General features: G+C 71.7%; 23 protein-coding genes. 18 read left to right on the top strand and 5 right to left on the bottom strand.

Annotated elements, in window-relative coordinates:
* Positions 1–29: 29 nt before the first annotated feature.
* A complete protein-coding gene (locus GR130_RS37165) occupies positions 30–887 on the top strand; it encodes a hypothetical protein (protein ID WP_159508788.1) in 858 nt (285 codons plus the stop codon).
* 192 nt (positions 888–1,079) lie between these two features.
* On the opposite strand, the gene GR130_RS37160 is transcribed toward GR130_RS37165, so the two are convergent.
* Positions 1,080–1,574: an inorganic diphosphatase gene (locus tag GR130_RS37160; protein WP_019888410.1), complete on the bottom strand. Its 495-nt coding sequence runs from the start codon at positions 1,572–1,574 to the stop codon at positions 1,080–1,082.
* Positions 1,575–1,660: 86 nt separating this feature from the next.
* Between GR130_RS37160 and dacB the strand changes: the two genes are divergently transcribed.
* The 6 genes from dacB (at position 1,661) to folE (ending at position 9,655) form a co-directional block, all read left to right on the top strand.
* Positions 1,661–3,274, top strand: coding sequence for a D-alanyl-D-alanine carboxypeptidase/D-alanyl-D-alanine endopeptidase (gene dacB / locus GR130_RS37155; protein WP_159508786.1), 1,614 nt, complete (start codon positions 1,661–1,663; stop codon positions 3,272–3,274).
* Between the two features lie 361 nt (positions 3,275–3,635).
* Positions 3,636–4,784, top strand: a complete 1,149-nt coding sequence (locus GR130_RS37150; RefSeq protein WP_159508784.1) for a zinc-dependent metalloprotease — start codon at positions 3,636–3,638, stop codon at positions 4,782–4,784.
* Between the two features lie 195 nt (positions 4,785–4,979).
* On the top strand, positions 4,980–5,987 hold the full coding sequence (gene tilS, locus GR130_RS37145) for a tRNA lysidine(34) synthetase TilS (protein WP_159508782.1): 1,008 nt from the start codon (positions 4,980–4,982) through the stop codon (positions 5,985–5,987).
* A gap of 113 nt (positions 5,988–6,100) precedes the next feature.
* Positions 6,101–6,640 (top strand): hypoxanthine phosphoribosyltransferase, encoded by a 540-nt coding sequence (gene hpt, locus GR130_RS37140; protein WP_159510475.1) that lies wholly within the window; start codon positions 6,101–6,103, stop codon positions 6,638–6,640.
* Between the two features lie 284 nt (positions 6,641–6,924).
* Positions 6,925–8,940: an ATP-dependent zinc metalloprotease FtsH gene (ftsH, locus tag GR130_RS37135; RefSeq protein ID WP_159508780.1), complete on the top strand. Its 2,016-nt coding sequence runs from the start codon at positions 6,925–6,927 to the stop codon at positions 8,938–8,940.
* Positions 8,941–9,049: 109 nt separating this feature from the next.
* Positions 9,050–9,655 carry a GTP cyclohydrolase I FolE gene (gene folE / locus GR130_RS37130; RefSeq protein WP_159508778.1) on the top strand — a complete coding sequence of 202 codons (606 nt, stop codon included), beginning with the start codon at positions 9,050–9,052 and terminating at the stop codon, positions 9,653–9,655.
* Positions 9,656–9,798: 143 nt separating this feature from the next.
* Here the strand turns inward: folE and GR130_RS37125 are convergent, their stop codons facing one another.
* Positions 9,799–10,914: an alpha/beta hydrolase gene (locus GR130_RS37125; RefSeq protein ID WP_159508777.1), complete on the bottom strand. Its 1,116-nt coding sequence runs from the start codon at positions 10,912–10,914 to the stop codon at positions 9,799–9,801.
* 140 nt (positions 10,915–11,054) lie between these two features.
* Here GR130_RS37125 and GR130_RS37120 point away from each other — a divergent pair, with 140 nt between their 5' ends.
* The 6 genes from GR130_RS37120 (at position 11,055) to GR130_RS37095 (ending at position 16,510) form a co-directional block, all read left to right on the top strand.
* Entirely contained in the window at positions 11,055–12,902 is a 1,848-nt protein-coding gene (locus GR130_RS37120) for a phosphatidylglycerol lysyltransferase domain-containing protein (protein ID WP_159508775.1), read from the top strand.
* Positions 12,903–13,014: 112 nt separating this feature from the next.
* Positions 13,015–13,968, top strand: a complete 954-nt coding sequence (gene folP, locus GR130_RS37115; protein ID WP_236573832.1) for a dihydropteroate synthase — start codon at positions 13,015–13,017, stop codon at positions 13,966–13,968.
* Positions 13,969–13,973: 5 nt separating this feature from the next.
* Positions 13,974–14,453 (top strand): nuclear transport factor 2 family protein, encoded by a 480-nt coding sequence (locus tag GR130_RS37110; protein ID WP_043265491.1) that lies wholly within the window; start codon positions 13,974–13,976, stop codon positions 14,451–14,453.
* Between the two features lie 343 nt (positions 14,454–14,796).
* The gene (folB, locus tag GR130_RS37105; RefSeq protein WP_159508773.1) at positions 14,797–15,156 is read left to right on the top strand and encodes a dihydroneopterin aldolase; all 360 of its coding nucleotides are present in this window, start codon (positions 14,797–14,799) and stop codon (positions 15,154–15,156) included.
* Positions 15,157–15,179: 23 nt separating this feature from the next.
* Positions 15,180–15,812 carry a 2-amino-4-hydroxy-6-hydroxymethyldihydropteridine diphosphokinase gene (gene folK / locus GR130_RS37100; protein WP_159510473.1) on the top strand — a complete coding sequence of 211 codons (633 nt, stop codon included), beginning with the start codon at positions 15,180–15,182 and terminating at the stop codon, positions 15,810–15,812.
* A gap of 203 nt (positions 15,813–16,015) precedes the next feature.
* Positions 16,016–16,510: a DUF3180 domain-containing protein gene (locus tag GR130_RS37095; RefSeq protein WP_159508771.1), complete on the top strand. Its 495-nt coding sequence runs from the start codon at positions 16,016–16,018 to the stop codon at positions 16,508–16,510.
* An 86-nt stretch (positions 16,511–16,596) separates the two neighbouring features.
* Here the strand turns inward: GR130_RS37095 and GR130_RS37090 are convergent, their stop codons facing one another.
* Positions 16,597–17,793, bottom strand: a complete 1,197-nt coding sequence (locus GR130_RS37090; protein ID WP_159508769.1) for an ABC transporter ATP-binding protein — start codon at positions 17,791–17,793, stop codon at positions 16,597–16,599.
* Between the two features lie 223 nt (positions 17,794–18,016).
* Here GR130_RS37090 and GR130_RS37085 point away from each other — a divergent pair, with 223 nt between their 5' ends.
* From GR130_RS37085 to GR130_RS37070, 4 genes are all read left to right on the top strand, one after another.
* Positions 18,017–18,754: an ABC transporter permease gene (locus GR130_RS37085; protein WP_159510472.1), complete on the top strand. Its 738-nt coding sequence runs from the start codon at positions 18,017–18,019 to the stop codon at positions 18,752–18,754.
* A gap of 3 nt (positions 18,755–18,757) precedes the next feature.
* The gene (locus GR130_RS37080; protein WP_236573831.1) at positions 18,758–19,564 is read left to right on the top strand and encodes an ABC transporter permease; all 807 of its coding nucleotides are present in this window, start codon (positions 18,758–18,760) and stop codon (positions 19,562–19,564) included.
* Positions 19,565–19,759: 195 nt separating this feature from the next.
* Positions 19,760–20,725, top strand: coding sequence for an ABC transporter substrate-binding protein (locus tag GR130_RS37075; RefSeq protein WP_159508767.1), 966 nt, complete (start codon positions 19,760–19,762; stop codon positions 20,723–20,725).
* A 64-nt stretch (positions 20,726–20,789) separates the two neighbouring features.
* Positions 20,790–22,232, top strand: a complete 1,443-nt coding sequence (locus GR130_RS37070) for a hypothetical protein (RefSeq protein WP_236573830.1) — start codon at positions 20,790–20,792, stop codon at positions 22,230–22,232.
* Between the two features lie 182 nt (positions 22,233–22,414).
* Here GR130_RS37070 and GR130_RS37065 read toward each other — a convergent pair whose 3' ends face one another.
* Positions 22,415–23,557, bottom strand: coding sequence for an NADH-quinone oxidoreductase subunit D (locus GR130_RS37065; RefSeq protein WP_159508766.1), 1,143 nt, complete (start codon positions 23,555–23,557; stop codon positions 22,415–22,417).
* Positions 23,558–23,636: 79 nt separating this feature from the next.
* Positions 23,637–24,698 carry an SAM-dependent methyltransferase gene (locus GR130_RS37060; protein ID WP_201305256.1) on the bottom strand — a complete coding sequence of 354 codons (1,062 nt, stop codon included), beginning with the start codon at positions 24,696–24,698 and terminating at the stop codon, positions 23,637–23,639.
* A 336-nt stretch (positions 24,699–25,034) separates the two neighbouring features.
* On the opposite strand from GR130_RS37060, the gene GR130_RS37055 reads away from it, so the two are divergent.
* Complete coding sequence (locus GR130_RS37055) at positions 25,035–26,240, top strand: sensor histidine kinase (protein ID WP_159508762.1); 1,206 nt, start codon at positions 25,035–25,037, stop codon at positions 26,238–26,240.
* The last annotated feature ends 6 nt before the right edge of the window (positions 26,241–26,246 follow it).

The raw sequence follows: 26,246 nt of genomic DNA, 5'->3' as shown, positions 1-26,246 counted from the left end.
ACATTATCAACGCACAGGGGGCACTCACCTTGTTTCTCAACGATGCGCCCGAGGTCACGGCACGCCGAGTGGCCTCGTTGGGGACGCTGGTCTCGTCACTGGAAATGCTGAGCCAGCACCGCAAGCTCGATGACGGCGAACTGCTGAGTGCCCAACTGGAGAGCACGCGCCCCAAGTTCGCCAAGCGCTTTCCCAAGCTGACCCGCGCCCTCAGCTCCAAGAAGGCCGCGGTCGCCCTGTACGGAGTGCAGGCGGGAGCCTCCGCCGCCACGATGATCTGGGGCCACAAGCGCGGAGTGCGCGCGGCGGGCAGCGCCGTACTGGCGGTGACGGGCGCCGCCTCACGCCTGCGCACCCCCTACGGCGGAGACGGCGCCGACCAGCTCCAGCAGGTGATCAACGTCGTCCTCGCCTCGACCGGCACCTTCAAGGACGGCGAGAAGGGCCGCGACGTGGCCATGCGCGCGCTCGCCCTGGAGACGACCATCTCCTACGTCGCGTCCGGTGTCGTCAAGCTGGTGTCCCCGGTGTGGCTGAGCGGAGAGGCGTTCAGCGGCGTCATCCGCACGCACAACTACGGGGACCCGAACATCTACAAGCTCGTGCACAAGTACCCGATGCTGGGCAAGCTCATCACCTGGACGACGGTCGCCGCGGAGGTCGGCTTCCCGCTGGTCTTCGTCCTGCCGAAGCCGGCGGCGAAGGCGTACCTCGGCTCGATGACGCTCTTCCACCTGGGAATCGGGCAGTTCATGGGGCTCAACCGCTTCGTGCTGGCCTTCGCCGCCACGCACCCGGCGCTCCTCTATGTCTTCGCGCAGAGCGACAAGAGCCCGGCGCTCGCCGGCAAGGCCCCGGCGGCGGCCCTCGCGCCCGCCGCTGCGTAACACCCGTAACACCGCGGCCCGCGCCCCGCGGCCGGGAGGCCCCGGCCCCCGACGTCCGCCCCGCGGACCCACGACACGAACGACGGGCGGCACCCCGACTGGGTGCCGCCCGTTCGCGTACGAAAATCAGAGCGCGCCCAAGGGCGCGGCGGGGCCGGAGAGCCCCGCCCCGCGCCGGGTCCGCTCGTCAGGTCAGTGCGCGCCGCCCTGCGCCTCAAGGCGCTTGTAGGACGCCTCGATCTCGGCCTCGGCCTCGGCGCGGCCGACCCAGTTGGCGCCCTCGACGGACTTGCCGGGCTCCAGGTCCTTGTAGACCTCGAAGAAGTGCTGGATCTCCAGGCGGTCGAACTCCGAGACGTGGTGGATGTCGCGGAGGTGCTCCACCCGCGGGTCGGACGCGGGCACGCACAGCAGCTTGTCGTCGCCGCCGGCCTCGTCCGTCATCCGGAACATGCCGATGGCGCGGCACTTGATGAGGCAGCCGGGGAAGGTCGGCTCGTCCAGGATGACCAGCGCGTCCAGCGGGTCGCCGTCCTCGCCCAGGGTGTTCTCGACAAAGCCGTAGTCGGCCGGGTAGCTGGTCGAGGTGAAGAGTCGACGGTCCAGGCGGATCCGACCGGTCTCGTGGTCCACCTCGTACTTGTTCCGCGAACCCTTCGGGATCTCGATGGTGACGTCGAACTCCACGGGTGGCTCCTCCATGATCAACACATACGTCTGGTGATTAAGTGTCCCCCACGCAGGTGTGTGGTGGCGAAAGGGGCTGGTCCGAGGTGCCCGAGACCCGAACATGGCAGGTCAGGTGGCAGTCGGCGCAGCGCTCCGCGCGGGTGGCGGCGCGTCGCGCACAGCGTTCCGCCCGCACCGCGGGACGGACCGCGCACCGTGCTGCGTACGCGGCGTCGTTCGCCGCCCGGCAGACGTGGCGGGCCACACCGCGGCATACGCGGCAGACCTGGCGGCTGACGGCACTGTCCGCCGCTACCGGACTGGCGGTCGCGGTCGCCGCGGTCGCGGCGGCCGGGCCGTGGGACTCCGGTCAGCGTACGGCCGAGCGGGCCGCCGCGGCCGGCGTACCGGACACAGGTGGCGAGCATCACGATGACGGCCGGGCGCCCCGCCCGTCGCCGAGCGCGCCGCCCGTGCTCGCGGCGCTCAGCGGACCCGCGCACGGCGCCGTGGGGCCCGGCACCGCACCCGTACCGACCGACGCGGGGCTGGCCGACGCGCTCGCGGCGCTGCTGGCGGATCCGGCACTCGGCCCGCTGCGTACCGCGTCCGTCCTGGACGTCGCGTCCGGCCGGCAGGTGTTCGGCGCCAAACAGGACGAGGCCGCCACCCCCGCCTCCACGGTGAAGCTCGCCACCGCCGTCGCCGCGCTCTCCAAGCTCGGCGCCGACCACCGCATCGACACCTCCGTCGTCATGGGCGGCAAGGACCGCATCGTGCTGGTCGGCGGCGGCGATCCGACCCTCACCACCCGGGCGCCCGCACCGGGCGGCGGGGAACGGCCCGCCAGCCTGCGTACCCTCGCCGACGACACGGCCCGCGTCCTCAAGCGGCGCGGGATCACCAAGGTCGGCCTCGGCTACGACACCTCCGCCTACACGGGACCCGTCGAGCACCCCATCGGCCCCAACGAGAACCTCGCCCCCGTCACCGCCCTGATGACCGACGAGGCCCGCCTCGACGGAAGCGACCACGGCCCCGCACCGCGCGCCACCGACCCGGCGGGCGACGCGGCCGGCGCCTTCGCGGGGCTGCTCCGGCAGCGCGGTATCACCGTCGACGGCGACCCCGGCGAGGCCGCCGCCCCGCAACGCCCCGACCGGATCGCCGCCGTCCACTCCCTCCCCCTCTCCGCCCTCGTGGAACGGATGCTGACCAACAGCGACAACGACATCGCCGAGGCGCTGGCCCGCCAGACCGCCCGCGGTTCCGGGCGGCCCGCCGACTTCGCCGGCGCCGCCACGGCCGTACGCGACGCCCTGGCAGCCCAGCACCTCCCGCTGGCCGGCGCCGTCTTCGAGGACGGCAGCGGCCTGGACCGCGACGACAAGGTCTCCGCGAACCTGCTCTCGCACCTCCTGCTGGCCGCCGCCGCCCCCGACAAGCCGGACCTGCGCCCGGTCGTCACCGGCCTCCCGGTGGCCGCGTTCACCGGCACCCTGAGCGGGCGCTACGTGGGCGACACCGCGGGCGCCGGCGCCGTACGTGCCAAGACCGGCACCCTCACCGGCGTCAACACCCTGGCCGGCACCGTCGTGGACGCGGACGGCCGGCTGCTCGCCTTCGCCTTCATGACCACCGGCACCACCGACGCCCAGGCCGCACAACAGGCCCTCGACCGCATGGCCTCCACAGTGGCCAACTGCGGCTGCCGCTGACCGGTTCGGCCCGCCCCCACCCACCGTTTCTCCCCACCACGCACGGGAGGGGACGGGCCGGAGGGGGCGGTGTGCAGGACGTAAAGCGAAGCAGTCCTGCACACCGCCCCCGGAGGCCCGTCACCGCACCCCGACAGCCCCGCGCAGCGGATCAACTCCCCCCACGGCGGGAAAGCCGCCAACGCAAGAAGCGAGCCCCGCGCCGCAGGCAGAACACAGCGAAACCACCACGGCGGGAAAGCCGAAAACGTGGGAAGCGTGCCCAGCGCAGCGGTACGGCGGGACAGCCGACAACGTGGGAACGAGGCCAAGCGCAGCGGATCGGCTACCAGCAAGCCCAGCGCCCCCGTACCGTGAAGCCATGACGAGCATCGGTGGTGCGGAGATGGTCGACTGGAATCTCGCGGTTGCGACCGCGACGCGATTCGTCCGGCCCGGTCCGGAGGTGAGCCGGGACGAGGCGCGGGAGATCGTCGCGGAGTTGCGGAGGCATGCCAAGTCCTCCGAGGAGCACGTCCGGGCGTTCACCCGGATGGCGCAGCCGGGTGCGGAGGGCCCGGCGGTGCCGCATGACACGCCGGTGCTGGTCGTGGACCGGCCCGGCTGGATCCGGGCCAACGTGGCCGGCTTCCGGGCTGTCCTGCGGCCGCTTCTGGCCAAGATGGAGGACCGGCGCTCGAACGTGCCCGGTGGTGCGGTGCTCGGCGCGGTCGGCGGCAAGGTGACCGGCGTGGAGCTGGGGATGCTGCTGTCGTTCCTGGCGTCGCGGGTCCTGGGCCAGTACGAGACGTTCGCGCCGCCCACGCGTGATCTGCCGGCCGCGGCACAGGGCGGCCGGCTGCTGCTCGTGGCGCCGAACATCGTCCACGTGGAGCGCGAGCTGGACGTCGCGCCGCACGACTTCCGGCTGTGGGTGTGCCTCCATGAGGAGACGCACCGGACCCAGTTCACCGCCGTGCCCTGGCTGCGGGACCACATCGAGGGCGAGATCCAGTCGTTCCTGGGGGAGACCGACATCGACCCGGGGACGCTGCTGGAGCGGCTGCGGGAGGCGGCCCAGTCGCTGGCCGGCGCCAAGCCGGAGGGCGAGGAGGGCGACGACGGCACCCGGTCGATCGTCGATCTCGTGCAGACGCCCGCCCAGCGGGAGATCCTCGGGCGGTTGACGGCGGTGATGTCGCTGCTGGAGGGGCACGCCGACTTCGTCATGGACGGGGTGGGGCCCGAGGTGGTGCCGTCGGTCGCGGAGATCAGGGAGAAGTTCCAGCAGCGCCGGGCCAGCGGCGCGGGCCGGCTGGATCTGGCGCTGCGCAAGCTGCTGGGGCTGGACGCGAAGCTGCGGCAGTACCGTGACGGGGAGCGGTTCGTGCGGTCCGTCGTCAAGGAGGTCGGCACGGACGGCTTCAACCGGATCTGGACGTCGCCGAACACCCTCCCCACGAAACAAGAGATCGCCAAACCGGCGGACTGGGTCGCGCGGGTGCATCGGAAGGCCGACGGAGCACCATAAGCGCACGGCGTGAGCTGGGCACGCCGTGCGGCAGTAGCGCGCCCCTCCAATCACCCGTCTGAGGGACCGTGACCGGTGGATAGGCGTGCAATGCTCGGGGAACTGCTCGTCTCTGTCACCATCTAGGCACTCTGTGTGACGAAGTGCCGTCCACGGCCCGAAGCTCGTCCCCCAGCTGAACGATTGGAAACGGACATGGGTCCCCATCCAGCGGTCGCCGCGATACGCCTGGCGGTCCGCCGCGTGCTCCACGACGTACTCAACCACCACTGCGCGCAGGACCAGCACGAGGCCCCGCTCGTGCTCGTCGCCTGCTCCGGCGGCGCCGACTCGATGGCGCTCGCCTCCGCCCTCGCCTTCGAGGCTCCCAAGCTGGGGGTCCGCGCCGGGGGTGTGACCATCGACCACGGCCTCCAGGAGGGCTCCGACCTCCGCGCCGCCGAGGTCGCCGTACGCCTGCGGGCCCTGCGGCTCGACCCCGTCGACGTCGTCAGCGTCCACGTCGGGCGCGGGGGCGGCCCGGAAGCCGCCGCCCGCGACGCCCGCTACGCCGCCCTGGACGCCACCGCCGACCGCCACGGCGCCAGCGCGATCCTCCTCGGCCACACCCGCGACGACCAGGCGGAGACCGTGCTCCTCGGTCTCGCCCGCGGGTCCGGCATCCGCTCGCTGTCCGGGATGGCAGCGACCACCGGGACGGACGGCCGCTACCGCCGCCCCTTCCTGGACCTCGACCGGCAGACCGCCCGCAAGGCGTGCCTCATCCAGGCGCTGCCCGTCTGGGACGACCCCCACAACACCGACCCCGCCTACACCCGCTCACGACTGCGGCACGAGGGGCTGCCCGCCCTGGAGAAGTGCCTCGGCAAGGGCGTCGTCGAGGCGCTGGCGCGCACCGCCCAGCTCTCGCGGGACGACGCCGACGCACTGGACGCCTGGGCCGCCGAGGCCGAGGGCACGGTGCTGGACGATTCCGGCACCCTCGACGTCGCCGCCCTCTTCGCGCTGCCGCCCGCGGTACGCCGCCGGGTGCTGCGCAGGGCCGTCATCGCGGCCGGTTCACCTGCCGGTTCGCTGTTCGCCCGGCACATCGAAGAAGTGGACCGGTTGATCACCGCCTGGCGTGGGCAGGGCGCCATCAACCTCCCCGGGCGGGTGGGTGTGCGACGGCAGGGTGGCAGACTGGTCATTCGGCAGGGCTGAGCCGCAGAAGACCACCCTGCTCCGTGATCTTGCGACCGGGTCCCGCTTCGTGAGGTTCACGGCTGATCTGCACACCGAAGCGAGCGAGAGTGGCACGGGTGGACGACAAGGACATGGGCGCCGAACTTCAGTCGGTGCTCATCAGCAAAGAAGAGATCGAAGCGAAGCTGGCCGAGCTGGCCGCGAAGATCGACGCGGAGTACGCGGGCAAGGACCTGCTCATCGTCGGTGTCCTCAAGGGCGCGGTGATGGTGATGGCGGACCTGGCGCGCGCGCTGTCCACCCCCGTCACGATGGACTGGATGGCCGTGTCCTCCTACGGCGCGGGCACCCAGTCCTCCGGCGTGGTCCGCATCCTCAAGGACCTGGACACCGACATCAAGGGCAAGCACGTCCTGATCGTCGAGGACATCATCGACTCCGGCCTGACGCTGTCGTGGCTGCTGTCGAACCTCGGCTCGCGGGAGCCCGCCTCGCTGGAGGTGTGCACGCTGCTGCGCAAGCCGGAGGCGGCGAAGGTCGCGATCGACGTGAAGTGGATCGGCTTCGACATCCCCAACGAATTCGTCGTCGGCTACGGCCTGGACTTCGCGGAGAAGTACCGCAATCTGCCGTTCGTCGGTACCCTCTCGCCCCACGTCTACGGGGGCTGAGAGCGCACCATCCGCTCGCCGGCCGCCGTGGCCGGCGAGGTCCCGGACCCGCCTGCGCCGCCCGGCGGGAACCGTTCGCGGTTTCCCGCCGTTGGAGCAGGAAGAGGGGATTCCTCGGCTTCATTGTTCACTGTCGGCGCAGGCGCCGGGTGACAATGCTGGGGTACCGTCCGAAGGCAGTCTGTTTTCGGGCCAGTAAAACACCGTACGCACGACCAGCCCTCCCGAGGGCGTTGTGCCTCACTGTGGCAGGAGGGACGGGGCCTCACACGGGCTCCGTATGGATGGACGTGAAGCGATACTTCCGTGGGCCGGTCATGTGGATCGTGCTGGCCGTCCTCGCCGTGGTCGTGTTGATGCAGGTCGTCGGCTCGTCCGGCGGTTTTAAGACGGTGGACACCGGTCAGGTCGTCAAGGCGATCGCTGACAACAAGGTGAAATCCGCCGAGCTGACCACCGGCGACGAGAACAAGATCAAGATCGAGCTGTCGGGCAACAACAAGATCGACGGCTCCAACAAGATCCAGGCGAGCTACATCGGCGACCAGGGCGTCGACATCGCCAAGAATTTGCAGGCCAAGTACCAGACCGGCGAGATCAAGGACGGGTACACCGTCTCCCCGTCGAAGCAGAACCCGTTCGTCGGCGTGCTGATCTCGCTGCTGCCCTTCATCCTCCTGCCCATCGGCATCCTGGTCGTGATGAACCAGGTGCAGGGCGGCGGCTCCCGGGTGATGAACTTCGGCAAGTCGAAGGCGAAGCTGATCACCAAGGACACCCCCAAGACGACCTTCGCGGACGTCGCGGGATCCGACGAGGCCGTCGAGGAACTCCACGAGATCAAGGAGTTCCTCCAGGACCCGGCGAAGTTCCAGGCCGTCGGCGCCAAGATCCCCAAGGGCGTGCTGCTGTACGGCCCGCCCGGTACGGGCAAGACGCTGCTCGCGCGCGCCGTCGCGGGCGAGGCCGGCGTCCCGTTCTACTCGATCTCCGGCTCCGACTTCGTCGAGATGTTCGTCGGTGTCGGTGCCTCCCGGGTCCGCGACCTCTTCGAGCAGGCCAAGGCGAACGCCCCGGCGATCGTCTTCGTCGACGAGATCGACGCCGTCGGCCGGCACCGCGGTGCGGGCCTCGGCGGCGGCCACGACGAGCGCGAGCAGACCCTGAACCAGCTCCTTGTCGAGATGGACGGCTTCGACGTGAAGGGCGGCGTGATCCTGATCGCCGCCACGAACCGTCCGGACATCCTCGACCCGGCGCTGCTGCGCCCCGGCCGTTTCGACCGGCAGATCGCCGTCGACCGCCCGGACCTGCAGGGCCGTCTGGAGATCCTCAAGGTCCACCAGAAGGGCAAGCCGGTCGCGCCGGACGTCGACCTCTCGGCCGTCGCCAAGCGCACCCCGGGCTTCACCGGTGCCGATCTGTCCAACGTCCTCAACGAGGCCGCGCTGCTGACGGCCCGGAGCGACGAGAAGCTGATCAACAACCACTTCCTGGACGAGGCGATCGACCGCGTCGTGGCCGGACCGCAGAAGCGGACCCGGATCATGTCCGAGAAGGAGAAGAAGATCACCGCGTACCACGAGGGCGGACACGCCCTGGTCGCGGCGGCTTCGCCGAACTCCGACCCGGTCCACAAGATCACGATCCTGTCCCGCGGCCGGGCCCTGGGCTACACCATGGTCCTGCCCGACGAGGACAAGTACTCCACCACCCGCAACGAGATGCTCGACCAGCTGGCGTACATGCTGGGCGGCCGCGCGGCGGAGGAGCTGGTCTTCCACGACCCGACCACGGGCGCCGCGAACGACATCGAGAAGGCGACCGCGACGGCCCGCGCGATGGTCACGCAGTACGGCATGACCGAGCGGCTCGGCGCGATCAAGTTCGGCACGGACAACTCCGAGCCGTTCCTGGGCCGTGAGATGGGTCACCAGCGAGACTACTCGGAAGAGGTCGCCGCGCTGGTCGACGAGGAAGTCAAGAAGCTGATCGAGACCGCGCACAACGAGGCGTGGGAGATCCTGGTCGAGAACCGCGATGTGCTCGACAACCTCGTGCTGACGCTCCTGGAGAAGGAGACGCTCAACAAGGAGGAGATCGCCGAGCTCTTCAAGCACGTCGTCAAGCGCCCGGCCCGCCCGGCGTGGACCGGCTCCTCGCGCCGTACGCCCTCGACCCGCCCGCCGGTGCTGTCGCCGAAGGAGCTGGCCCCGGCCAACGGCTCCGTGACGGCGGCGTCCGGCACCGTCTCCACGGAGAAGGCGGAGGCTCCCGAGGACCGGCGTCCCGAGAGCTGAGCCCGGCGCCCGCCCGGGCGCCCCGGAATACGTGCCGCGCCCCCCAGGTTTAGCCTGGGGGGCGCGGCACTCCGCGTTTTCGAGCGGGCGCAGAAGGAACGAGGCACCAATGACGGACCCTGTGACGCTGGACGTCGACAGCAAGATCGGCACGTTTGACGAGAAGCGCGCCGAGAACGCCGTCCGCGAGCTGCTCATCGCGGTGGGCGAGGACCCGGACCGCGAGGGCCTGCTGGAGACGCCGGCGCGGGTGGCACGGGCGTACAAGGAGCTGTTCGCCGGTCTCTGGCAGAAGCCCGAGGACGTGCTGACCACCACCTTCGACATCGGTCATGACGAGATGGTGCTGGTCAAGGACATCGAGGTGGTCTCGAACTGCGAGCACCACCTCGTCCCGTTCGTCGGAGTGGCCCACGTCGGCTACATCCCGTCCACCGACGGCAAGATCACCGGGCTGTCCAAGCTGGCCCGGCTGGTCGACGTGTTCGCCCGGCGCCCGCAGGTCCAGGAGCGGCTGACCACGCAGATCGCGGACTCGCTGATGGAGATCCTGGAGCCGCGCGGGGTGATCGTGGTCATCGAGTGCGAGCACATGTGCATGACGATGCGCGGGGTGCGCAAGCCGGGTGCCAAGACGACCACCTCCGCGGTGCGCGGGCAGCTCCGCGACCCGGCGACCCGAGCCGAGGCGATGAGCCTGATACTGGCGCGCTGACCCGGCCCACCCGTAGCCCCTCGCCGGCGCGCGCCCCTGGCCCGCCGCGGTGCCCGTACGGCGAACGAGAAGCGGCCCGGCGCCCGCAGCGTGTGCTGCGGGCACCGGGCCGCTTTCGGCTGTGGGGGCCGGGCGCCGTGGCGTCAGACCGAGAGGCGGTTGCCCATCCACTGGAGGGCGGCGGGGATCTCCCGGCGCCAGGTGTTGAAGTTGTGGCCGCCGCTGTCGAGGATGATCGACGCGACGCGGGACGGCGACTTGGTGCCCTCGATGAACTTGAGCGTGTTCTTGTAGTTGCCCTCGCCGTGCCTGCTGCTGGTGACCAGCAGGTTCACCGGGGGACCGGGCAGGTGCTTCTGCCGCCACAGGAGGTCGTTCTCCCGCTTGAGCTGGGCGCTGCCGCCGAAGAGGTCGCCGGTGGTGGTGTCGATGGGCGCCTTGTAGTCACCGGAGAGGGAGACGGCCGTGGAGAACGAGTTGGGGTGGCGCATGGTCATCTTCAGGGCGCAGTAGCCGCCGGTGGAGTCGCCCATGATGCCCCAGCTCTTGGCGTCCTTGCCGATGCGGTACTCGCTGGAGAGGCTGTGGCGCAGGTCCTGGGTGAAGAACGTCTCGGTCTGCGGACCGCGCGGTATGTCCACGCACTCGGTGTCCCGGGGCGGGGCGACGGTGGGCCGCATCATCACGAGGACGGTCGGCTGCATGCTCTGTTCCCGGAGCATGTCGAACTGGGTCTGCGGGTAGTGCAGCTTCTTGTAGAGCGCCTCGGCGGTGCCCGGGTAGCCGGTGAGGATCACGGCCGCGGGGAACTTCTTGTTCGCGTACCGCTGCTGAAAGTACTGCGGCGGCAGGTAGACGTACGCCGGGCTGTTGATCTTGGACTTCTGGCCGTGGACGAGCACCTTGTCGAGCCGGCCGGCGGTGGTCGGCATGGAGGCGCCCTGGATGCTCAGGCGCTCGTTGCCCAGCATCTTCAGGTTGGTGCCGTTCGGTCCGGACTTGTAGTTGGTGACGATGCCGGGCTGCTGCTCCTGGCCGAAGAGGTCGGCCCAGGAGGCGTAGAAACCGAACATGTTGTTCGCGAACAGGCCGATCGCCGCGAAGAGCGAGATCTGCGTGGCGAAGAGCAGCCCGATGCGGCCGAGCACCGCGCGCCAGTTCCCCTTGGACAGCCGCGGCCACAGCCATACCGTGAGGGCGAACAGTGCCACCGCGAACAGGATGGCAAGAAGCAGCACTTTCTTGCTGGTGAGACCCATGTGGTGCTTTCTTCCGGGCGGCCGGGCCATCCGTACCGCAAGTGGAACCCCGAGCCCTATGACGCCGTCATACAGGGCGCAAAAGTCCAGATGCTGCGACTAGGCTCGCACGTTCTCTCGACCGGGGCGACGGGAAAGTGATGTCTGACAGGCTAGATGGCGAAAAGTCGGAGACGGTTGCGTGGCGTGCGCCACGCTGGCTCCGCGGCCCTCGGTCCGAGACGGTACCGGGCCTCGTCGGGACGGCCGGAGTGGTGGTCGGACTGCTGAATCTGGTCGCCGGTATCTTCCCGCGTTTCCGGTACAGCCGGGTGCACGCGGTGGCCGAGGTGCTGCCGGGCGCGGTGAGCCCGCTGGCGGCCTCCGCCTCCCTTGTCGTCGGCATTCTCCTGCTCCTTCTGGCTCACGGGCTCAAGCGTCGCAAGCGGCGGGCGTGGGGTGCGGCGGTGGCACTGCTCCCCTTCGGGATCGCCGCTCAGCTCGTGTACCGCCACTCCGTTTTCGGAGCGGTGCTCTCGCTGGCGCTGCTGGTGTTCCTGCTGTGGCATCGCCGGGAATTCGCGGCCCTGCCCGACCCGCGCAGCCGCTGGAAGGCGGTGGCCAACCTCGTCGCCCTCGGCGGTGTCAGTTTCGGCATCGGCATGGTGATCGTCAGCTCCCACCCGCACAAGATCGTCGGCTCGCCCTCCTTCTGGGAGCGCGCCGAACACGTTCTCTGGGGCCTCGTCGGCTTCGAGGGACCCGTCAGCTATACCAACGGCGTTGACTACACCGTCGGTTACTCCCTGGGCGCACTCGGTCTGCTGACCGCCGCCACCACCGCGTACCTCGCCTTCCGCCCCGAGCACCCCGCGGCCCGGCTGACCGACGAGGACGAGCAGCGGCTGCGGGAGCTGCTGACCAGGCACGGCGGCCGGGACTCGCTCGGCTACTTCGCGCTGCGCCGGGACAAGGGCGCGGTCTTCTCCCCGTCCGGCAAGGCCGCGGTCTGCTACCGGGTGATCTCCGGGGTGATGCTCGCCAGCGGCGACCCGATCGGGGACGTCGAGGCGTGGCCGGGCGCCATCGAGCGGTTCATGGAGGAGGCGCGGGCGCACTCCTGGACCCCGGCGGTCACCGGGTGCAGCGAGACCGGCGGCCAGGTGTGGACCCGGGAGACCGGGATGGACGCCCTGGAACTCGGCGACGAGGCGATCGTGGACGTCGCCGACTTCACCCTCTCCGGGCGCGCGATGCGCAACGTCCGGCAGATGGTCAAGCGTATCGAGCGCAACGGCTACCAGACCCGGGTGCGGCGGGTGCGCGATCTGGAGCCCGAGGAGCTGGAGCGCATCCAGAAGGCCGCCGACGCCTGGCGGGACACCGACACCGAGCGCGGGTTCTCCATGGCGCTGGGCCGGATCGACGCGGCGGCCGACGGCGACGCGGTGATCGCCACCGCGCACCTGGCACCCGCCGAAGGCGAGGAGGCCGGGCCGTACGGGGATCTGAAGGCGATGCAGCACTTCGTGCCGTGGGGCCGGGACGGGATCTCCCTGGAGCTGATGCGGCGGGACCGCGGCGCGGACCCCGGGATGAACGAGCTGCTGATCGTCGCCGCCCTGCAGGCGGCGCCGGACCTCAGGGTCAAGCAGGTGTCGCTGAACTTCGCGGTCTTCCGCTCCTCCCTGGAGCGCGGCGAGAAGCTGGGCGCGGGGCCGGTCATCCGGCTCTGGCGGGCGATGCTGATCTTCCTGTCCCGCTGGTACCAGATCGAGTCGCTCTACAAGTTCAACGACAAGTTCCAGCCACGCTGGGAGCCGCGTTTCGTGGTCTTCCGCAACAGCCGGGACATTCCGCGGATCGGCCTCGCGGCGCTCCAGGCCGAGGGCTATCTGGAGCTGGGGCTGCCGCGCGCGCTGCGCCGCCGCAACGCGCCCGAGCCGCGGCCGTGCGCCCATGAGGAGCACAGTGTGCTGGCGGCCGGCGCGCTGGAGAAGGTCGCGTAGCGGCATCCCGTACGGCGCACCGGGCGGACCGGGCGACGGGCCTGCCCCACGGGGGATACGGCCAGTGGGCGGCGGCAATCCGGCCGGTCGGCACACGGCCTACGCTGGTGCCATGAGTACCTTGCGTGGCCGGGTGGCCGGACTGCCGGACTGGGACCGCTGCGCGGTGATGGGCGTCGTGAATGTGACGCCCGATTCGTTCTCCGACGGCGGCCTGTGGTTCGACACCGAACTCGCCGTCAAACACGGTCTGGACCTCGTGGCGCAGGGCGCCGACATGGTGGACGTCGGCGGCGAGTCGACCCGCCCCGGCGCTGCCCGGGTGGACGAGGGCGAGGAGCTGCGCCGGGTCGTCCCGGTGGTCCGGGAGCTGGCCGCGGCCGGTGTCGTGGTCTCCGTCGACACGATGCGCGCCTCGGTCGCCGAGGAGGCGGTGGAGGCCGGGGCGTGCCTGGTCAACGACGTGAGCGCGGGCGCCGCGGATCCGGACATGGTGCCGGTGGTCGCCTCCCACCACGTCCCGTTCGTGGTGATGCACTGGCGCGGCCAGTCCATCGACATGAACAACCGCGCGGTATACGGGGACGTCGTCGGCGAGGTCGTCGACGAGCTGGCGCGGAGCATGGAGCGCGCGGTCGCCGGCGGCATCGACCCGGAGCGGATCGTCATAGACCCGGGCCTGGGCTTCGCCAAGGACGCCGGGCACGACCTGGCGCTGGTGGCCCATCTGCCGCGGCTGCGGGCGCTTGGCCGGCCGCTGCTGGTGGCCGCATCGAGAAAACGGTTCCTGGGCAGGGTGCTGGCAGGCGGCGAGGGTGCCGCTCCACCGCCGGCCCGGGAGCGCGATGCCGCGACCGCGGCGGTGTCGGCGATCGTGGCGCGAGAGGGGGCCTGGGCGGTGCGGGTGCACGAGGTCAGGGCGAGCGCGGACGCGGTGCGGGTGGCCCGTGCTGTCGAGGACGCGGCAGAAGTGGCAGGAACGGCGGAGGCGACCCGGGGCACCGGTGTGTCCGGTGCGGACGTGGCGAGCGGTACGACGACGGTGAACACGACGGGGACGAAGTGAGCGGGTTGGGCCCACGGACGGACATCGAGCTGGTCGAGCAGGCGAACACCACGCTGTACGAGACCATCGAGCGCGGGGATCACGAGGCGCTGTCCGAGCTGTGGCTGGACGGTCAGGTGAGCGTGGTCCACCCGGGGTGGCCGGTGCTGCGCGGGCGCGGGGAGGTGCTCCGCTCGTACGCGCTGATCATGGCGAACACCGAGTACATCCAGTTCTTCCTGACGGATGTGGAGATCGACGTCATCGGCGACACCGCCCTGGTGACGTGCACGGAGAACATCCTCAGCGGCGGCCCGGCCGAGGACGACGGCTCGGTGGGGCCGCTGATCGGCCAGCTGGTCGTGGCGACCAACGTCTTCAAGCGCACGGAGGACGGCTGGCGGGTCTGGTCGCACCACGGGTCGCCGGTGCTGGCGGACCGCGAGGACGACGAGGACGAGGACGACGACGAGAGCGAGGAGAACGGCCCCGCGGGCGCCATGTGAGCGGATGCACAAGCGCAGCCTCCGGGCCCGGCCGGCCGCCGGCGTCGCGGTGTCAGCGCGCCGGTCTGGGCGCACCCGTTCGAGCCAAGTGCCGTACGGGTAGGGGTGGGGCGGGAGATCGCGGGTAAGAGGCGCGCGGACGATCTCCCGCTCTCCCTGCCGGGCTGCCTGCGCGACACGGCTTAGCAGCAGAACGGGGCCTTGTCCATAGCCCCCATGGGCGAGCAATGTCGGTGCTCGCAGGTAGATTCGAACAGGGCAGCGCTGCCGGACGCGTCTGGTGGCTGCCCGGAATCCGACGAACAGTGGCGCCAGAGGTGCCGGACCAGTGGGAGTGATTCGCGTGGATCGTGTCGCGCTGCGTGGGCTGAAGGCCAGGGGGCACCACGGGGTGTTCCCCCGGGAGCGCGAGGAAGGCCAGACCTTCATCGTGGACCTGGTGCTCGGCCTGGACACCCGCCCGGCGGCGGCCTCCGACGATCTCGGGAAGACCGTCCACTACGGCGTCGTCGCCGAGGAGGTGGTGGCCGTCGTCGAAGGCGAGCCCGTCGACCTCATCGAGACCCTGGCGGAGCGCATCGCCGACCAGTGCCTGAAGCACGAGGGGGTGCACGAGGTGGAGGTGGTGGTCCACAAGCCGGACGCACCGATCACCGTCCCCTTCGATGACGTGACCATCACCATCACTCGGAGTCGAGCATGAAACCCACCCGCCACCCCACCCCCATGCCCGGCGGCGCCGGCGCGTCCCGCCCCGCCCCCGCCGACCACTTCGGTGACCCGACCGTCCAGCCGGTGCCCGCCTCCGTGGTGGAGCAGGTGGACGCCGCCGATGTGACGCTCTCCAACCCCAAGCGCGCCGTGATCTCGCTGGGCAGCAATCTCGGCAACCGCCTGGAGACCCTCCAGGGCGCCGTGGACGCGCTGGAGGACACCCCCGGACTGCGGGTCAAGGCCGTCTCGCCGGTGTACGAGACCGAGCCGTGGGGCGTCGACCCCGGTTCGCAGCCGTCGTATTTCAACGCCGTGGTGCTGATCAAGACGACGCTGCCGCCGGAGTCCCTGCTGGAGCGCGGGCACGCCATCGAGGAAGCCTTCGAGCGGGTGCGGGACGAGCGCTGGGGGCCGCGCACGATCGACGTGGACATCCTCGCCTACCAGGACGTGGTCTCCCAGGACCCCCGGCTGACGCTGCCGCATCCGCGGGCCCATGAGCGGGCGTTCGTCCTGGTGCCGTGGCACGACGTCGACCCGGCGGCGGAGGTCCCCGGGCGCGGTGCGGTGGCCGCGCTGCTGTCGGCCGTCGGCAGCGCGGGCGTGATCCGTCGCCCGGACCTGGAACTGCGGCTGCCGGAGTAGTCGTTAGGGTTGCGGGTCGGTCGCGTACGGCGACGACGCGGCGGGATGCCGGGGTGCGCTGATCTACTGAGGCGTGCGCCCGGCGCGGTGCCGATACGCGCGTACGGGACGGACTCGCGGCCATGCCGGCAGGTGTGGCCCAAGACGGCAGACGGGGCCATCGCGGCAGGCATGGCCGGAACGGTACGAGGGGCGATCGCTCGGTGAAGCAGCTACGGATCAAGGTGCTGGTCGGGCTGTTCGTGGTGGCCGGGGTCCTGGCCTGGGCGGGCGCCCGGCTGTGGGACTCCTACGGGACGCTGCCCGGTGTGCCGGTGGCGGCGCCGATCGTGCTGGCGCTGATCGCCGTGGTGCTGGCCGCCATGGCGGTCTCGATCCGTTCGGGGCTGCGGGCCCAGCGGGAGCGGCGGCCGGACGCGAAGGGCATCGAACCGCTGATGGCCGCCCGCGCGGTGATCTGCGGCCAGGCGAGCGCGCTGGTGGCGTCCCTGGTCGCCGGGCTGTACGGCGGGGTCGGGGTCTTCCTGCTGACCTCCGGGCTGGACGTCGGTCCGCGCCGCACCCAGGCGATCTACGCCGGGCTGTCGGTGCTGGCCGGCGCCGCGGTGATCGCCGCGGCGATGTTCCTGGAGCGGGTCTGCAAGCTGCCGGAGGGCGGCGAGGGTGACGACGACGGCCCGGGGGCGGCGCGGGCGTAGCGCCGGTCCGGCCCCGACCCGTCGGACGGTCCCCGGCCGCGGGCGCGTCGGGGCGGATCGCCCCGGCGCCGCGCCGGAGCCCCGGATCAGGCTCCCAAGGACGCGTCGGCTTCCGGGACCGTGTCGAGGGCGACCTCGCCGCGCGGGGTGCCGGCGGCGTCCGCGGTGGTGGCGCGGCGCAGTGCGGAGTGCAGACGGGCGGGGGTGAGGACGCCCAGGTGACGGTCGCCGTCGCGGACCGCTATCCACCCGGCGTCGTGCTGGAGCATCGTGCTGAGCGCCTGCCGCAGCGGCGCTCCGAGCGGCAGCCAGGCGTCCATCCGGCGGGCGTGCGCGCGAACGGTGGCGTCCTGCGGGGCGGGCTCGCCCGCGGTGCCGGTGAGGGCGGTGGCCGGGACCCAGCCGTACGGGGATCCGTCGCCGTCCAGGACGACCGCCCAGGGGGCGCCGGCGGCGGCGAGCCGTTCGGCGGCCCGCTCGGCGGGGTCGTCCGCGCGGACCACCGGCGGCTCTTCGAGGTCGGCGGCCTCGACGGGGGTGACCGAGAGGCGCTTGAGACCGCGGTCGGCGCCGACGAACTCCGCGGTGTACGGGGTGGCCGGGGCGCCCAGGACGGTCGCGGGGGTGTCCAGCTGCTCGATGCGCCCGGCACCGTAGACGGCGATGCGGTCGCCGAGGCGGACCGCCTCCTCGATGTCGTGGGTGACGAACAGGACCGTCTTGCGGAGCGTCGACTGGAGCCGCAGGAACTCGTTCTGGAGGTGCTCGCGGACGACCGGGTCGACCGCGCCGAACGGCTCGTCCATCAGCAGGACGGGCGGGTCGGCGGCGAGCGCGCGGGCAACGCCGACGCGCTGGCGCTGGCCGCCGGAGAGCTGGTCGGGGTAGCGGTCGCCGTACACCGACGGGTCCAGGCCGACCAGGTCGAGGAGTTCGGCGGCGCGGGCGCGGGCCTGCTTGCGGGGCCGGCCGAGGAGGTGCGGGACGGTGGCGGTGTTGTCGAGGACGGTCTTGTGGGGGAAGAGGCCGACCTGCTGGATGACATAGCCGATGCGGCGGCGCAGTTCGACGGGGTCGGCGGCGGCGATGTCCTCGCCGTCGAGGAGGATGCGTCCGCCGGTGGGCTCGATGAGCCGGTTCACCATCTTCATGGTCGTGGTCTTGCCGCAGCCCGACGGGCCTACGAGGGTGATGAGTTCGCCCTCGGCGACCTCGAAGGAGAGGTCGTCGACGGCCGTGGTGCCGTCGGCGTAGCGCTTGGTGACGTGCTCGAAGCGGATCAAGGTTCCCCCCTGTGTCGACGGCCCATTGTGTACAGATCGCGCGGGGCCGGTCGTGAACGGGGTGTTGCGAGTGGATACCGGGCCGGGCCGATTGTCAGTGCCGGGGGTTAGGGTCGCAGACAGTCACCGGAAATGTGAGCGAGCGGGGCGGGGGAGGTGACGACGGGTGGACGTAGCGGCGAGTGCGGCGGCCGCGGCGGGCGCACTGACGGGTGCTCGGAGCCTGGCGTCGGGCGGCGGGCCGAGCTGCCTGGAGGCGAACGACTGGATCTGCGGTGAGTATCTGCGCACCCGGAGCCAGGAGTTGGTGGACGCCACGGTCCAGCATGTCGGCATCACGGTCGTGTCCGTGCTCATCGGGCTGCTGGTCGCCTTTCCGCTGGCGCTGCTGGCCCGGCGCCGGCGGGGCGCCGCGGCCCCGGTGCTGGGCCTGACGACGGTGCTGTACACGGTCCCGTCGCTGGCGATGTTCGCGCTGCTGACGCCGGTGTTCGGCGTCTCGCCCGCGGTGGTCGTCACGGGTCTGGTGATGTATTCGCTGACGATCCTGGTGCGCAACATCCTCGCCGGCCTGGAGGCGGTCCCCGCCGAGGTGCGGGAGGCGGCGCGCGGGATGGGCTACGGCTCCGCGCGGCTGCTGTTCGAGGTGGAACTCCCGCTCGCGCTGCCCGCATTGGTGGCCGGACTGCGGATCGCCACGGTCTCGACGGTGGCGATGACGACCATCGGCTCGGTCGTCGGGTACGGCGGGCTGGGCAATCTCATAGCCAGCGGCATGGAGGGCTTCTTCAAGGCCGAGGTGCTGACGGCGTCGGTGCTGTGCGTGCTGCTCGCGCTCGTGGCCGATCTGCTGCTGATGGGCCTTCAGCGGCTGCTGACGCCGTGGACGCGGGGGCGGGCGCGGGCGCGGGCCGGGGGCCGGTTCCGGCGCACGGCGGCTGCGGCGAAGGCGGTGGGGTGAGCGATGGACGCGATCACGGGCGCCTGGCAGTGGCTGACGACGGCCGCCAACTGGGCCGGGGGGAAAGGGGTGTGGCACCGCCTCGGCGAGCACCTCTACCTCAGCGGGCTGTGCCTGCTGATCTCCTGTCTGATAGCCCTGCCGGTGGCGCTCTGGCTGGGGCACCTCGGCAAGGGCGGCGCGCTGGCGGTCAACCTCTCCAACGTGGGGCGCGCGGTGCCGACGTTCGCGGTCCTGGTGCTGCTGACGCTGAGTCCGCTGGGGACCCACGGAGACTGGCCGACGATCATCGCGCTGGTGCTGTTCGCGGTGCCGCCGCTGCTGACCAACGCCTATCTGGGCATGCGGGAGGCGGACCGCGATGTGGTCGAGGCGGCGCGCGGGATGGGTATGTCGGGCCCGCAGCTCCTGCTGCGGGTCGAGATACCGCTCGCCTACCCGCTGATCATGACGGGGCTGCGCTCGGCCGCGGTCCAGGTGGTCGCCACGGCGACCCTGGCCGCCCTGGCCGGCGGCGGCGGGCTGGGCCGCATCATCACCGCGGGATTCGGCAACTACGACACCGCGCAGGTGGTCGCCGGCGCGGTGCTGGTGGCGGTGCTCGCGCTGGTGGTGGAGGGGACGCTGGTGCTGGTGGACCGGGGCTGCGATCCGATGCGGGGACGGCGGCGCCGGGCGAAGGGCCCGCGCGCCGGGGAGGAGGGCCCAACGGGCCGCGATGCGGGGCGTATTGCCGGTGCCGGTGCCGGCGTAAGCGTGGAGCGGCAGGCCGACGACGGCGAGGTGGCCGCGATGCGGAAACCCGCCTGACGGGGAGCGGCGGGCCTGCCGTGCGCGGTCGCGGCCCGCGCGGCACCCGTACCGCACCCATGGCGCCCCGTACGGCGGCCACCGTAGGCCCCGTGCCCGCCCGGCGCGGCGAACCGGCAGGACCCGGCAGCCGGCCCGGCACCGACCCGACATGTATCGACCGACTGGATGCAAACAAACGGAATGGTGAATTCCATGAGCAGCACATCGCGCACGGCGCGTACCGCGGTTGTCGCGGGAACGGTGATGGCGCTGGCCGCCGGCCTGGCCGCATGCGGCAAGAGCCTGGAGGAGCAGGGCGGCGGCACGGGCAAGGGCGGCGGGAAGGGGGAGATCGTCGTCGGCTCGGCCGGTTTCACCGAGTCAAAGGTGCTCGCCGAGATCTATTCCAGACTCCTCGACGATGCCGGTTACCACGCACGCGTGCAGACGCTGACCAATCGCGAGCTGTATGAGCCGGCCCTGGAGAAGGGCCAGATCGATGTCGTTCCGGAATATGCCTCCACCCTCGCGGAATTCCTCAACGCCAAGAAGAACGGCCCCAAGGCGAAGCCCGTCGCCTCCAGCGACATCGGCAAGACGGTGGCGGCGCTCACGGCACTCGCCGGGCCGCGCGGTCTGAAGGTGCTGCCGGTGGGCAAGGCCACGGATCAGAACGCGTTCGCGGTCACCAGGGAATTCGCCGCCAAGTACCACCTGAAGACCCTCTCCGACCTGGGCGGATCCCAGCAGAAGGTCAAGCTCGCGTCGGGTGAGGAGTGCGAGACGCGGGTGTTCTGCAAGCCGGGCCTGGAGAAGACCTACGGCATCGACATCGCGGCCCTCGATCCCAAGGGCGTGGGGACCACGCAGGCCAAGCAGGCGGTCAAGGACGGTACCGACCAGCTGGTGCTCACCACGACCACGGACGCCACTCTCGACAACTTCGGGCTGGTGCTTCTGGAGGACGACAAGAAGCTCCAGAACGCCGACAATGTGTTGCCGGTGGTGAATGCCAAGAGAGCCGGTGACAAGGAGATCGAGTCCGCTCTCGGCAAGCTCACGAGTGTGCTGACGACCGAGGACTTGATCAACTTGAACCGCAAGGTCGATGCCGAGCGTCTCAAGCCCGCGGATGTAGCGCAGGCATATTTGGAGTCCAAGGGGCTGGTCAAGAAGTAACCAGCGGGAAACGGATTGGCATGCGGGGCCCCATAGGTCCCGCACGCACGGTAAGTTTCTGGCCATGTCACGAGGACGCCACCGCCATTCACCACCCCTCCACCGGCTGCTTCCTCCATCGACGGTCGCCGGTGCGTCCATTGCCTGCGCCGCGGGCGCGTGGTTCGTCGGCGACGACCTCGTGCAACGGGCGCTCGCCGCCGGCGCCGCGGCTGCCGCGGTCACCGGGGCCGTACTCCTGCGGACCTGGGACCGCAAGGCCGGCAAGCGGGTCGCCGATCTCACGCGTGCCCGGGCGCGCGACGAGTGGCGCACCGAGGAGCGGATAGCCGAGCTCGAAACGGACGTCGAGGAATCGCGTGAGATCCGCGCCGCCCTGGACACCAAACTCCGCGCCAAGCGCGCCGAGTTGGCCCGGCTGCGCAGCGAACACGCCGAGCTGCTGCGCCGTTACGCCACCGCCGAGACCGAGCGCGCCAGCGCCCTGGAGGGCCGCCGGCTGCTCGCCATCGAGGCCGGCACCCCGGACGCCCCGGATGCTCCGGACACCGCGAAGACCGTGAACGCCGCGAACGCCGCGGACACCGCCAAGGGCGCGGACCGGGCCGAGACCGCGGACGCGGCCGAGGCGGCGGCGTCCGGCGGCGGTCTGGTCCTGGCCCGGCGCGCGTCCGTGAACGGTGCGGACCGGGCTCCGGCCCGGAGGACCGCCACGTTCGCGGAGGCGGACCGCGCACTGTGCCGGCTGGCCACCAACGCCGCCCGGCAGCGCGAGGCAGCCGGGAACCGGCGGTCGCAGTCCCGGCCGAAGGGCCGGGCCGAGGCCCCGGTTCCGGCGCAGGCCAAGGCGGCGGGCGGCCGTCACGCCAAGGAGCGCCAGGACGGCGGGAACGGCCAGGGGAAGCCCGAGGCCGCCGGCCAGGGGAAGCCCGGGGCGGCGGTCGCGCAGCGTACGGGCGGTGACGCGCAGGCCACCCGTACGGGCACTCCCGGCGGACTGGCGCTCCGCCCGGTACCGGCCGCCGCCGCTGCCATCGCCCCGACCCGCCCGACCGTGACCCGCACGCTGGGCGGCTTCGACTTCTTCGGGAACGCGAGCGTCTCGCCCCGGCAGCTGACCGCGCCGCTGGAGGACGATCTGGCGGACGTCGTCGGCGACGAGGCGGTCGCGGAGCAGTCGGCGCGGGCCGAGGCCCGTACGGCCCGTACGGAGGCCGTCGAGGGGGCGCGTACCACCGAGGCGGCCGATGAGGCCGACGCGGCCGACGCGGTTCGTCCGGAGGACGGCGCCGACGAGGCCGCCGGGGCCGCGGCGGACAGCGCAGCGGCGGACGCCCCGTCTGCCGACGGTGCAGCAACTGTCGCCCCGTCTGCCGACGGTGCAGCAACTGTCGCCCCGTCTGCCGACGGTGCGACGACTCACGGCGCCGGCGAGGTCATCGACCTGACCGCACACGACGAGACCGAGCAGCTCGATCTCGCCGAACTGCGCAGCGCGATCTCCTGACGGCGGGCACGAGCACACCGTCACACGCTTCGGGGCCGTCCACAGGCTGTGGACGGCCCCGAAGCGTTCGTCTGCTCGCGCCTGCCGTGTCTCGCCGCGCCTGACGCGTTCCCCGAAGCCGCCCGCGAGCCGTCGACGACCCGCCGCACGGGCCGACGGCGCCAACCGCGCCGGCCCGCCGCCTACTTGTCGATGTCCCCGACCACGAAGAACAGCGACCCCAGGATGGCGACCATGTCGGCGACCAGGGTGCCCGGCAGCAGCTCCGTCAGCGCCTGGATGTTGTTGTACGACGCGGAGCGGAGCTTGAGGCGGTACGGGGTCTTCTCGCCCTTGGAGACCAGGTAGTAGCCGTTGATGCCGAGCGGGTTCTCGGTCCAGGCGTAGGTCGTGCCCTCCGGGGCCTTGAGGACCTTGGGGAGCCGCTGGTTGATCGGGCCGGGCGGCAGCTCCGCGATGCGGTCCAGGCAGGCGTCGGCGAGGGCGAGGGAGTTGTGGGTCTGCTCCAGCAGGCACTCGAAGCGGGCCAGGCAGTCGCCCTCCTCCCTGGTGACCACCTTGAGCGTGGACCGGAGATCGCCGTAGGCGAGATACGGCTCGTCGCGCCGCAGGTCGAAGTCGACGCCGGACGCGCGGGCGATCGGCCCGGAGACGCCGTAAGCGTGCACCGTCTCGCGGGCGAGCACGCCGATGCCGCGGGTACGGCCGCGGAAGATCTCGTTGCCCAGAACCAGGTCGTCGAAGACGCCCATACGGGAGCGGACGTCGGCGACGGCCTGCCGGGCGCGGCCGAGCCAGCCGGCCGGCAGGTCCTCCTTGAGGCCGCCGACGCGGTTGAACATGTAGTGCATCCGGCCGCCGGAGATCTCCTCCATGACGGTCTGCAGCTCCTCGCGCTCCCGGAAGGCGTAGAACACGGGCGTGATGCCGCCCAGCTCCAGGGGATACGAGCCGAGGAACATCAGGTGGTTCAGGACGCGGTTCAGCTCGGCGAGCAGCGTACGCGTCCAGACGGCGCGCTCGGGCACCTCCATGCCGAGCATCCGCTCGACCCCGAGGACCACGCCCAGCTCGTTGGAGAACGCCGACAGCCAGTCGTGGCGGTTGGCGAGCATGATGATCTGGCGGTAGTCGCGCGCCTCGAAGAGCTTCTCGGCGCCGCGGTGCATATAGCCGATCACCGGCTCGGCATGCTGGATGCGCTCGCCGTCCAGGACGAGGCGCAGCCGCAGCACACCGTGCGTGGAGGGGTGCTGCGGGCCGATGTTCAGCACCATGTCGGTGCTCTCCGCCGCGCCGCCGATGCCGACCGTCGTCTCCGTCATGGGGACAGTGTCGCAGGGCGCGGGCGCGGTGCGGCGGCTGAGGGGGGCCGGGACCGGCCGCCCACGAAGGCGCGCAACCTCAGGCAACGCCCCTGGTGAGCAGCCCCGCACAGGACGAGCCGACCGGCTCCAGCAGCCAGCCGAAGCCGCCCAGCCCCGCCGGATCGGTCAGCTCCGCGGCCGCGCCCGCCGAGCCGAGGGCCCGCACGTACCCCGCGGGATCGGTGGTGGCCAGGGACAGCGGCGGACGCCGGCCGGACACACCCAGGGCGTGCAGCGCGGCCCGCTGGGTCAGCTGCTCGGCCCCCGGTCCGGCGCAGGCGTCCAGGGCGACATGCGCGGTGATGTCGCAGCTGCCGTCCGGGACGGGACGCACCTCGCGGCCCGCGCGGAAGCCGGCGAGGGTGCCGAAGAGCGGCCGGTCGGCTCGCCGGTGCGCATAGTCCACGGCGACCGCGAGCCCGGCCCGGAGCGTACGGACGGCGCGCGCCCACGCGGCGTCCCGGGGCCGGCCGATCTCGGCGCGCAGGCCGGGGGAGGGACCGGTCACGGCGGCTTCCGGCGCCGCTTCCGGCCACCAGCGGGCAAGCCATTCCGCGTCCGGGCCGGCGACCGGTCCGCCCAGCCGCTCCGAACCGTCCGCCCGTACGAGGACCCGGCGCGGGACGCCGTCCGCATCGGTCTCGACGACGTCCACCGGCACGTTGTCGAGCCATTCGTTGGCGAACAGCAGACCCGTGAGCGAGCCCGGCGCCGGCAGCTCGGCACACCACTCGATCCGCGCATCCAGGCCCTCGGGGCGGGCGGCGCGCTCGACGGCGTACGGGCGCAGCCGCGCGCCCACCTCCTCGGGCAGCGCGCCCAGCACCCCGCTCAGCAACTCGCCGCGGCCCGCACCCATATCGATCAGCGCCAGCTCTTCCGGCCGCCCGAGCGCGGCGTCGACGCGGCCGAGGAGCGAGGCGACGGCGCCGGCGTACAGCGGGGAGGCATGGACCGAGGTACGGAAATGGCCGGCCGGACCGGGGCCACCGGGCCGGGTGTAGAAGCCGCCGGGGCCGTAGAGCGCCTGCTCGGTCGCCTCCCGCCAGCCGCGCCAGCCACCGGACTCCGGCCGGGCACCGGGGCCGTCGTCGCCGATCGCCCCGCCCGGCCGGCCGCGCCGTTCCACTTTCGCCACGTCCCCACGTTCCTCGTTCCGCACGCTCCGCGTGCGCCGACTGCACAACGGTACGGGCTGTCAACCCACGGTATGGGGAGTCCCCACCCGGCCGACGCGGAGCGGGTACGGAAATGCCCGGTCACGGGCTTGCCGGAAGGCCCTGAGCGGCGTCCGGCTCCACGGTGCCCCCACACACCGACCCCCGGGCCGACACAATGGCGCATACCGCCTCCACCTTGGGGAGTAGGGCCCACGCAACAGGATCGCCCCTCCGGTTGACTCCTGTACCTGTCAGCGCTCCCTACGCTGGGTTACGTGCAGCGCTTCTATGACTTCTTCCGCAGGCACCCGACGGGAGTGGACACCTTCTGGTCCGTCCTCCTCTTCGGGTTCACCAGCATGTGGGTCGTAAGTCAGCGCGGCCCCCGGGAGCAGATCCCCGCCGCGGCCTTCACCATCGGCCTCTCCCTGGTCATCGCGCTGCGCCGCAAGTACCCGGTCAAGATGCTGCTGCTGACGACCGCCATAGGCGTCGGCCAGCTCATCCTGCACGTCACGCCCAACCCGGGCGACTTCGCGATGCTCGTGATCATCTACACCGTCGCCTCCGAGACGTCGGCCCGCCGCTGGGCCTCCCGCCTCGCACTCGCCGGCGCCTTCATCGGCCCCGTCCTCTCCCAGCTGCGCTTCCGGGACAGCCCCGGCCCGCTGCCGCTGTGGGCGACGCTGTTCCTCATGGTGCTGCTCACCGTGCCCTTCGTCCTGGCGTGGGTGCTCGGCGACTCCGTACGCACCCGCCGCGCCTACTGGGCACAACTGGAAGAGAAGGCCACCCGATTGGAAAAGGAACGCGAGGCCCAGTCCCGGATCGCGGTCGCCGCCGAGCGCGCCCGGATCGCCCGCGAGCTGCACGACGTCGTCGCGCACAACGTCTCGGTGATGGTCGTCCAGGCCGACGGCGCCGCCTACGTCCTCGACGCCGCGCCCGACCAGGCCCGGCAGGCACTGGAGACGATCTCCGGCACCGGGCGCCAGGCGCTGGCCGAGATGCGCCGGCTGCTGGGCGTGCTCCGCACCGGCGAGCAGGCCGAGGGCGGCGAGTACGTACCCCAGCCCGGAGTGGAGCAGCTCGCCGACCTCATCGACCAGGTCCGGGGCGCGGGACTGCCCGTCGACTTCCGCGTGGTCGGCGAACCGCGCTCGCTGCCCAGCAGCGTCGAGCTGACCGCCTACCGCATCGTCCAGGAAGCGCTCACCAACGCGCGCAAGCACGGCGGCCCCGGCGTCAGCGCCACCGTCCGCCTCGCCTACCAGGACGGCGACGTGGATGTGCTCGTCGAGGACGACGGCCGGGGCGCGCAGCACGAGCTCTACGAGGACGGCGGCGCGGACGGCCTCGGGCACGGGCTCATCGGCATGCGCGAGCGGGTCGGTATGGTCGGCGGCATCCTCGACGCGGGCCCGCGACCGGGCGGCGGCTTCCGGGTCAGCGCCCTACTGCCCCTCAAAGCGGGGCGGTGATCGCCT

The organism is Streptomyces sp. GS7, from assembly GCF_009834125.1.
Taxonomy (GTDB): Bacteria; Actinomycetota; Actinomycetes; order Streptomycetales; family Streptomycetaceae; genus Streptomyces.
Note: the sequence above shows the minus strand (reverse complement) of the source record. Positions and strands in the feature narration are given on the sequence as shown.

Coding starts and splice junctions, on each gene's coding strand:
- GR130_RS37150 (WP_159508784.1), top strand. CDS start 3,636: ATGACGAGCATCGGTGGTGCGGAGATGGTCGACTGGAATCTCGCGGTT.
- tilS (WP_159508782.1), top strand. CDS start 4,980: ATGGGTCCCCATCCAGCGGTCGCCGCGATACGCCTGGCGGTCCGCCGC.
- hpt (WP_159510475.1), top strand. CDS start 6,101: ATGGGCGCCGAACTTCAGTCGGTGCTCATCAGCAAAGAAGAGATCGAA.
- ftsH (WP_159508780.1), top strand. CDS start 6,925: ATGGACGTGAAGCGATACTTCCGTGGGCCGGTCATGTGGATCGTGCTG.
- folE (WP_159508778.1), top strand. CDS start 9,050: ATGACGGACCCTGTGACGCTGGACGTCGACAGCAAGATCGGCACGTTT.
- GR130_RS37125 (WP_159508777.1), bottom strand. CDS start 10,914: ATGGGTCTCACCAGCAAGAAAGTGCTGCTTCTTGCCATCCTGTTCGCG.
- GR130_RS37120 (WP_159508775.1), top strand. CDS start 11,055: ATGTCTGACAGGCTAGATGGCGAAAAGTCGGAGACGGTTGCGTGGCGT.
- folP (WP_236573832.1), top strand. CDS start 13,015: ATGAGTACCTTGCGTGGCCGGGTGGCCGGACTGCCGGACTGGGACCGC.
- folK (WP_159510473.1), top strand. CDS start 15,180: ATGCCCGGCGGCGCCGGCGCGTCCCGCCCCGCCCCCGCCGACCACTTC.
- GR130_RS37080 (WP_236573831.1), top strand. CDS start 18,758: ATGGACGCGATCACGGGCGCCTGGCAGTGGCTGACGACGGCCGCCAAC.
- GR130_RS37075 (WP_159508767.1), top strand. CDS start 19,760: ATGAGCAGCACATCGCGCACGGCGCGTACCGCGGTTGTCGCGGGAACG.
- GR130_RS37070 (WP_236573830.1), top strand. CDS start 20,790: ATGTCACGAGGACGCCACCGCCATTCACCACCCCTCCACCGGCTGCTT.
- GR130_RS37065 (WP_159508766.1), bottom strand. CDS start 23,557: ATGACGGAGACGACGGTCGGCATCGGCGGCGCGGCGGAGAGCACCGAC.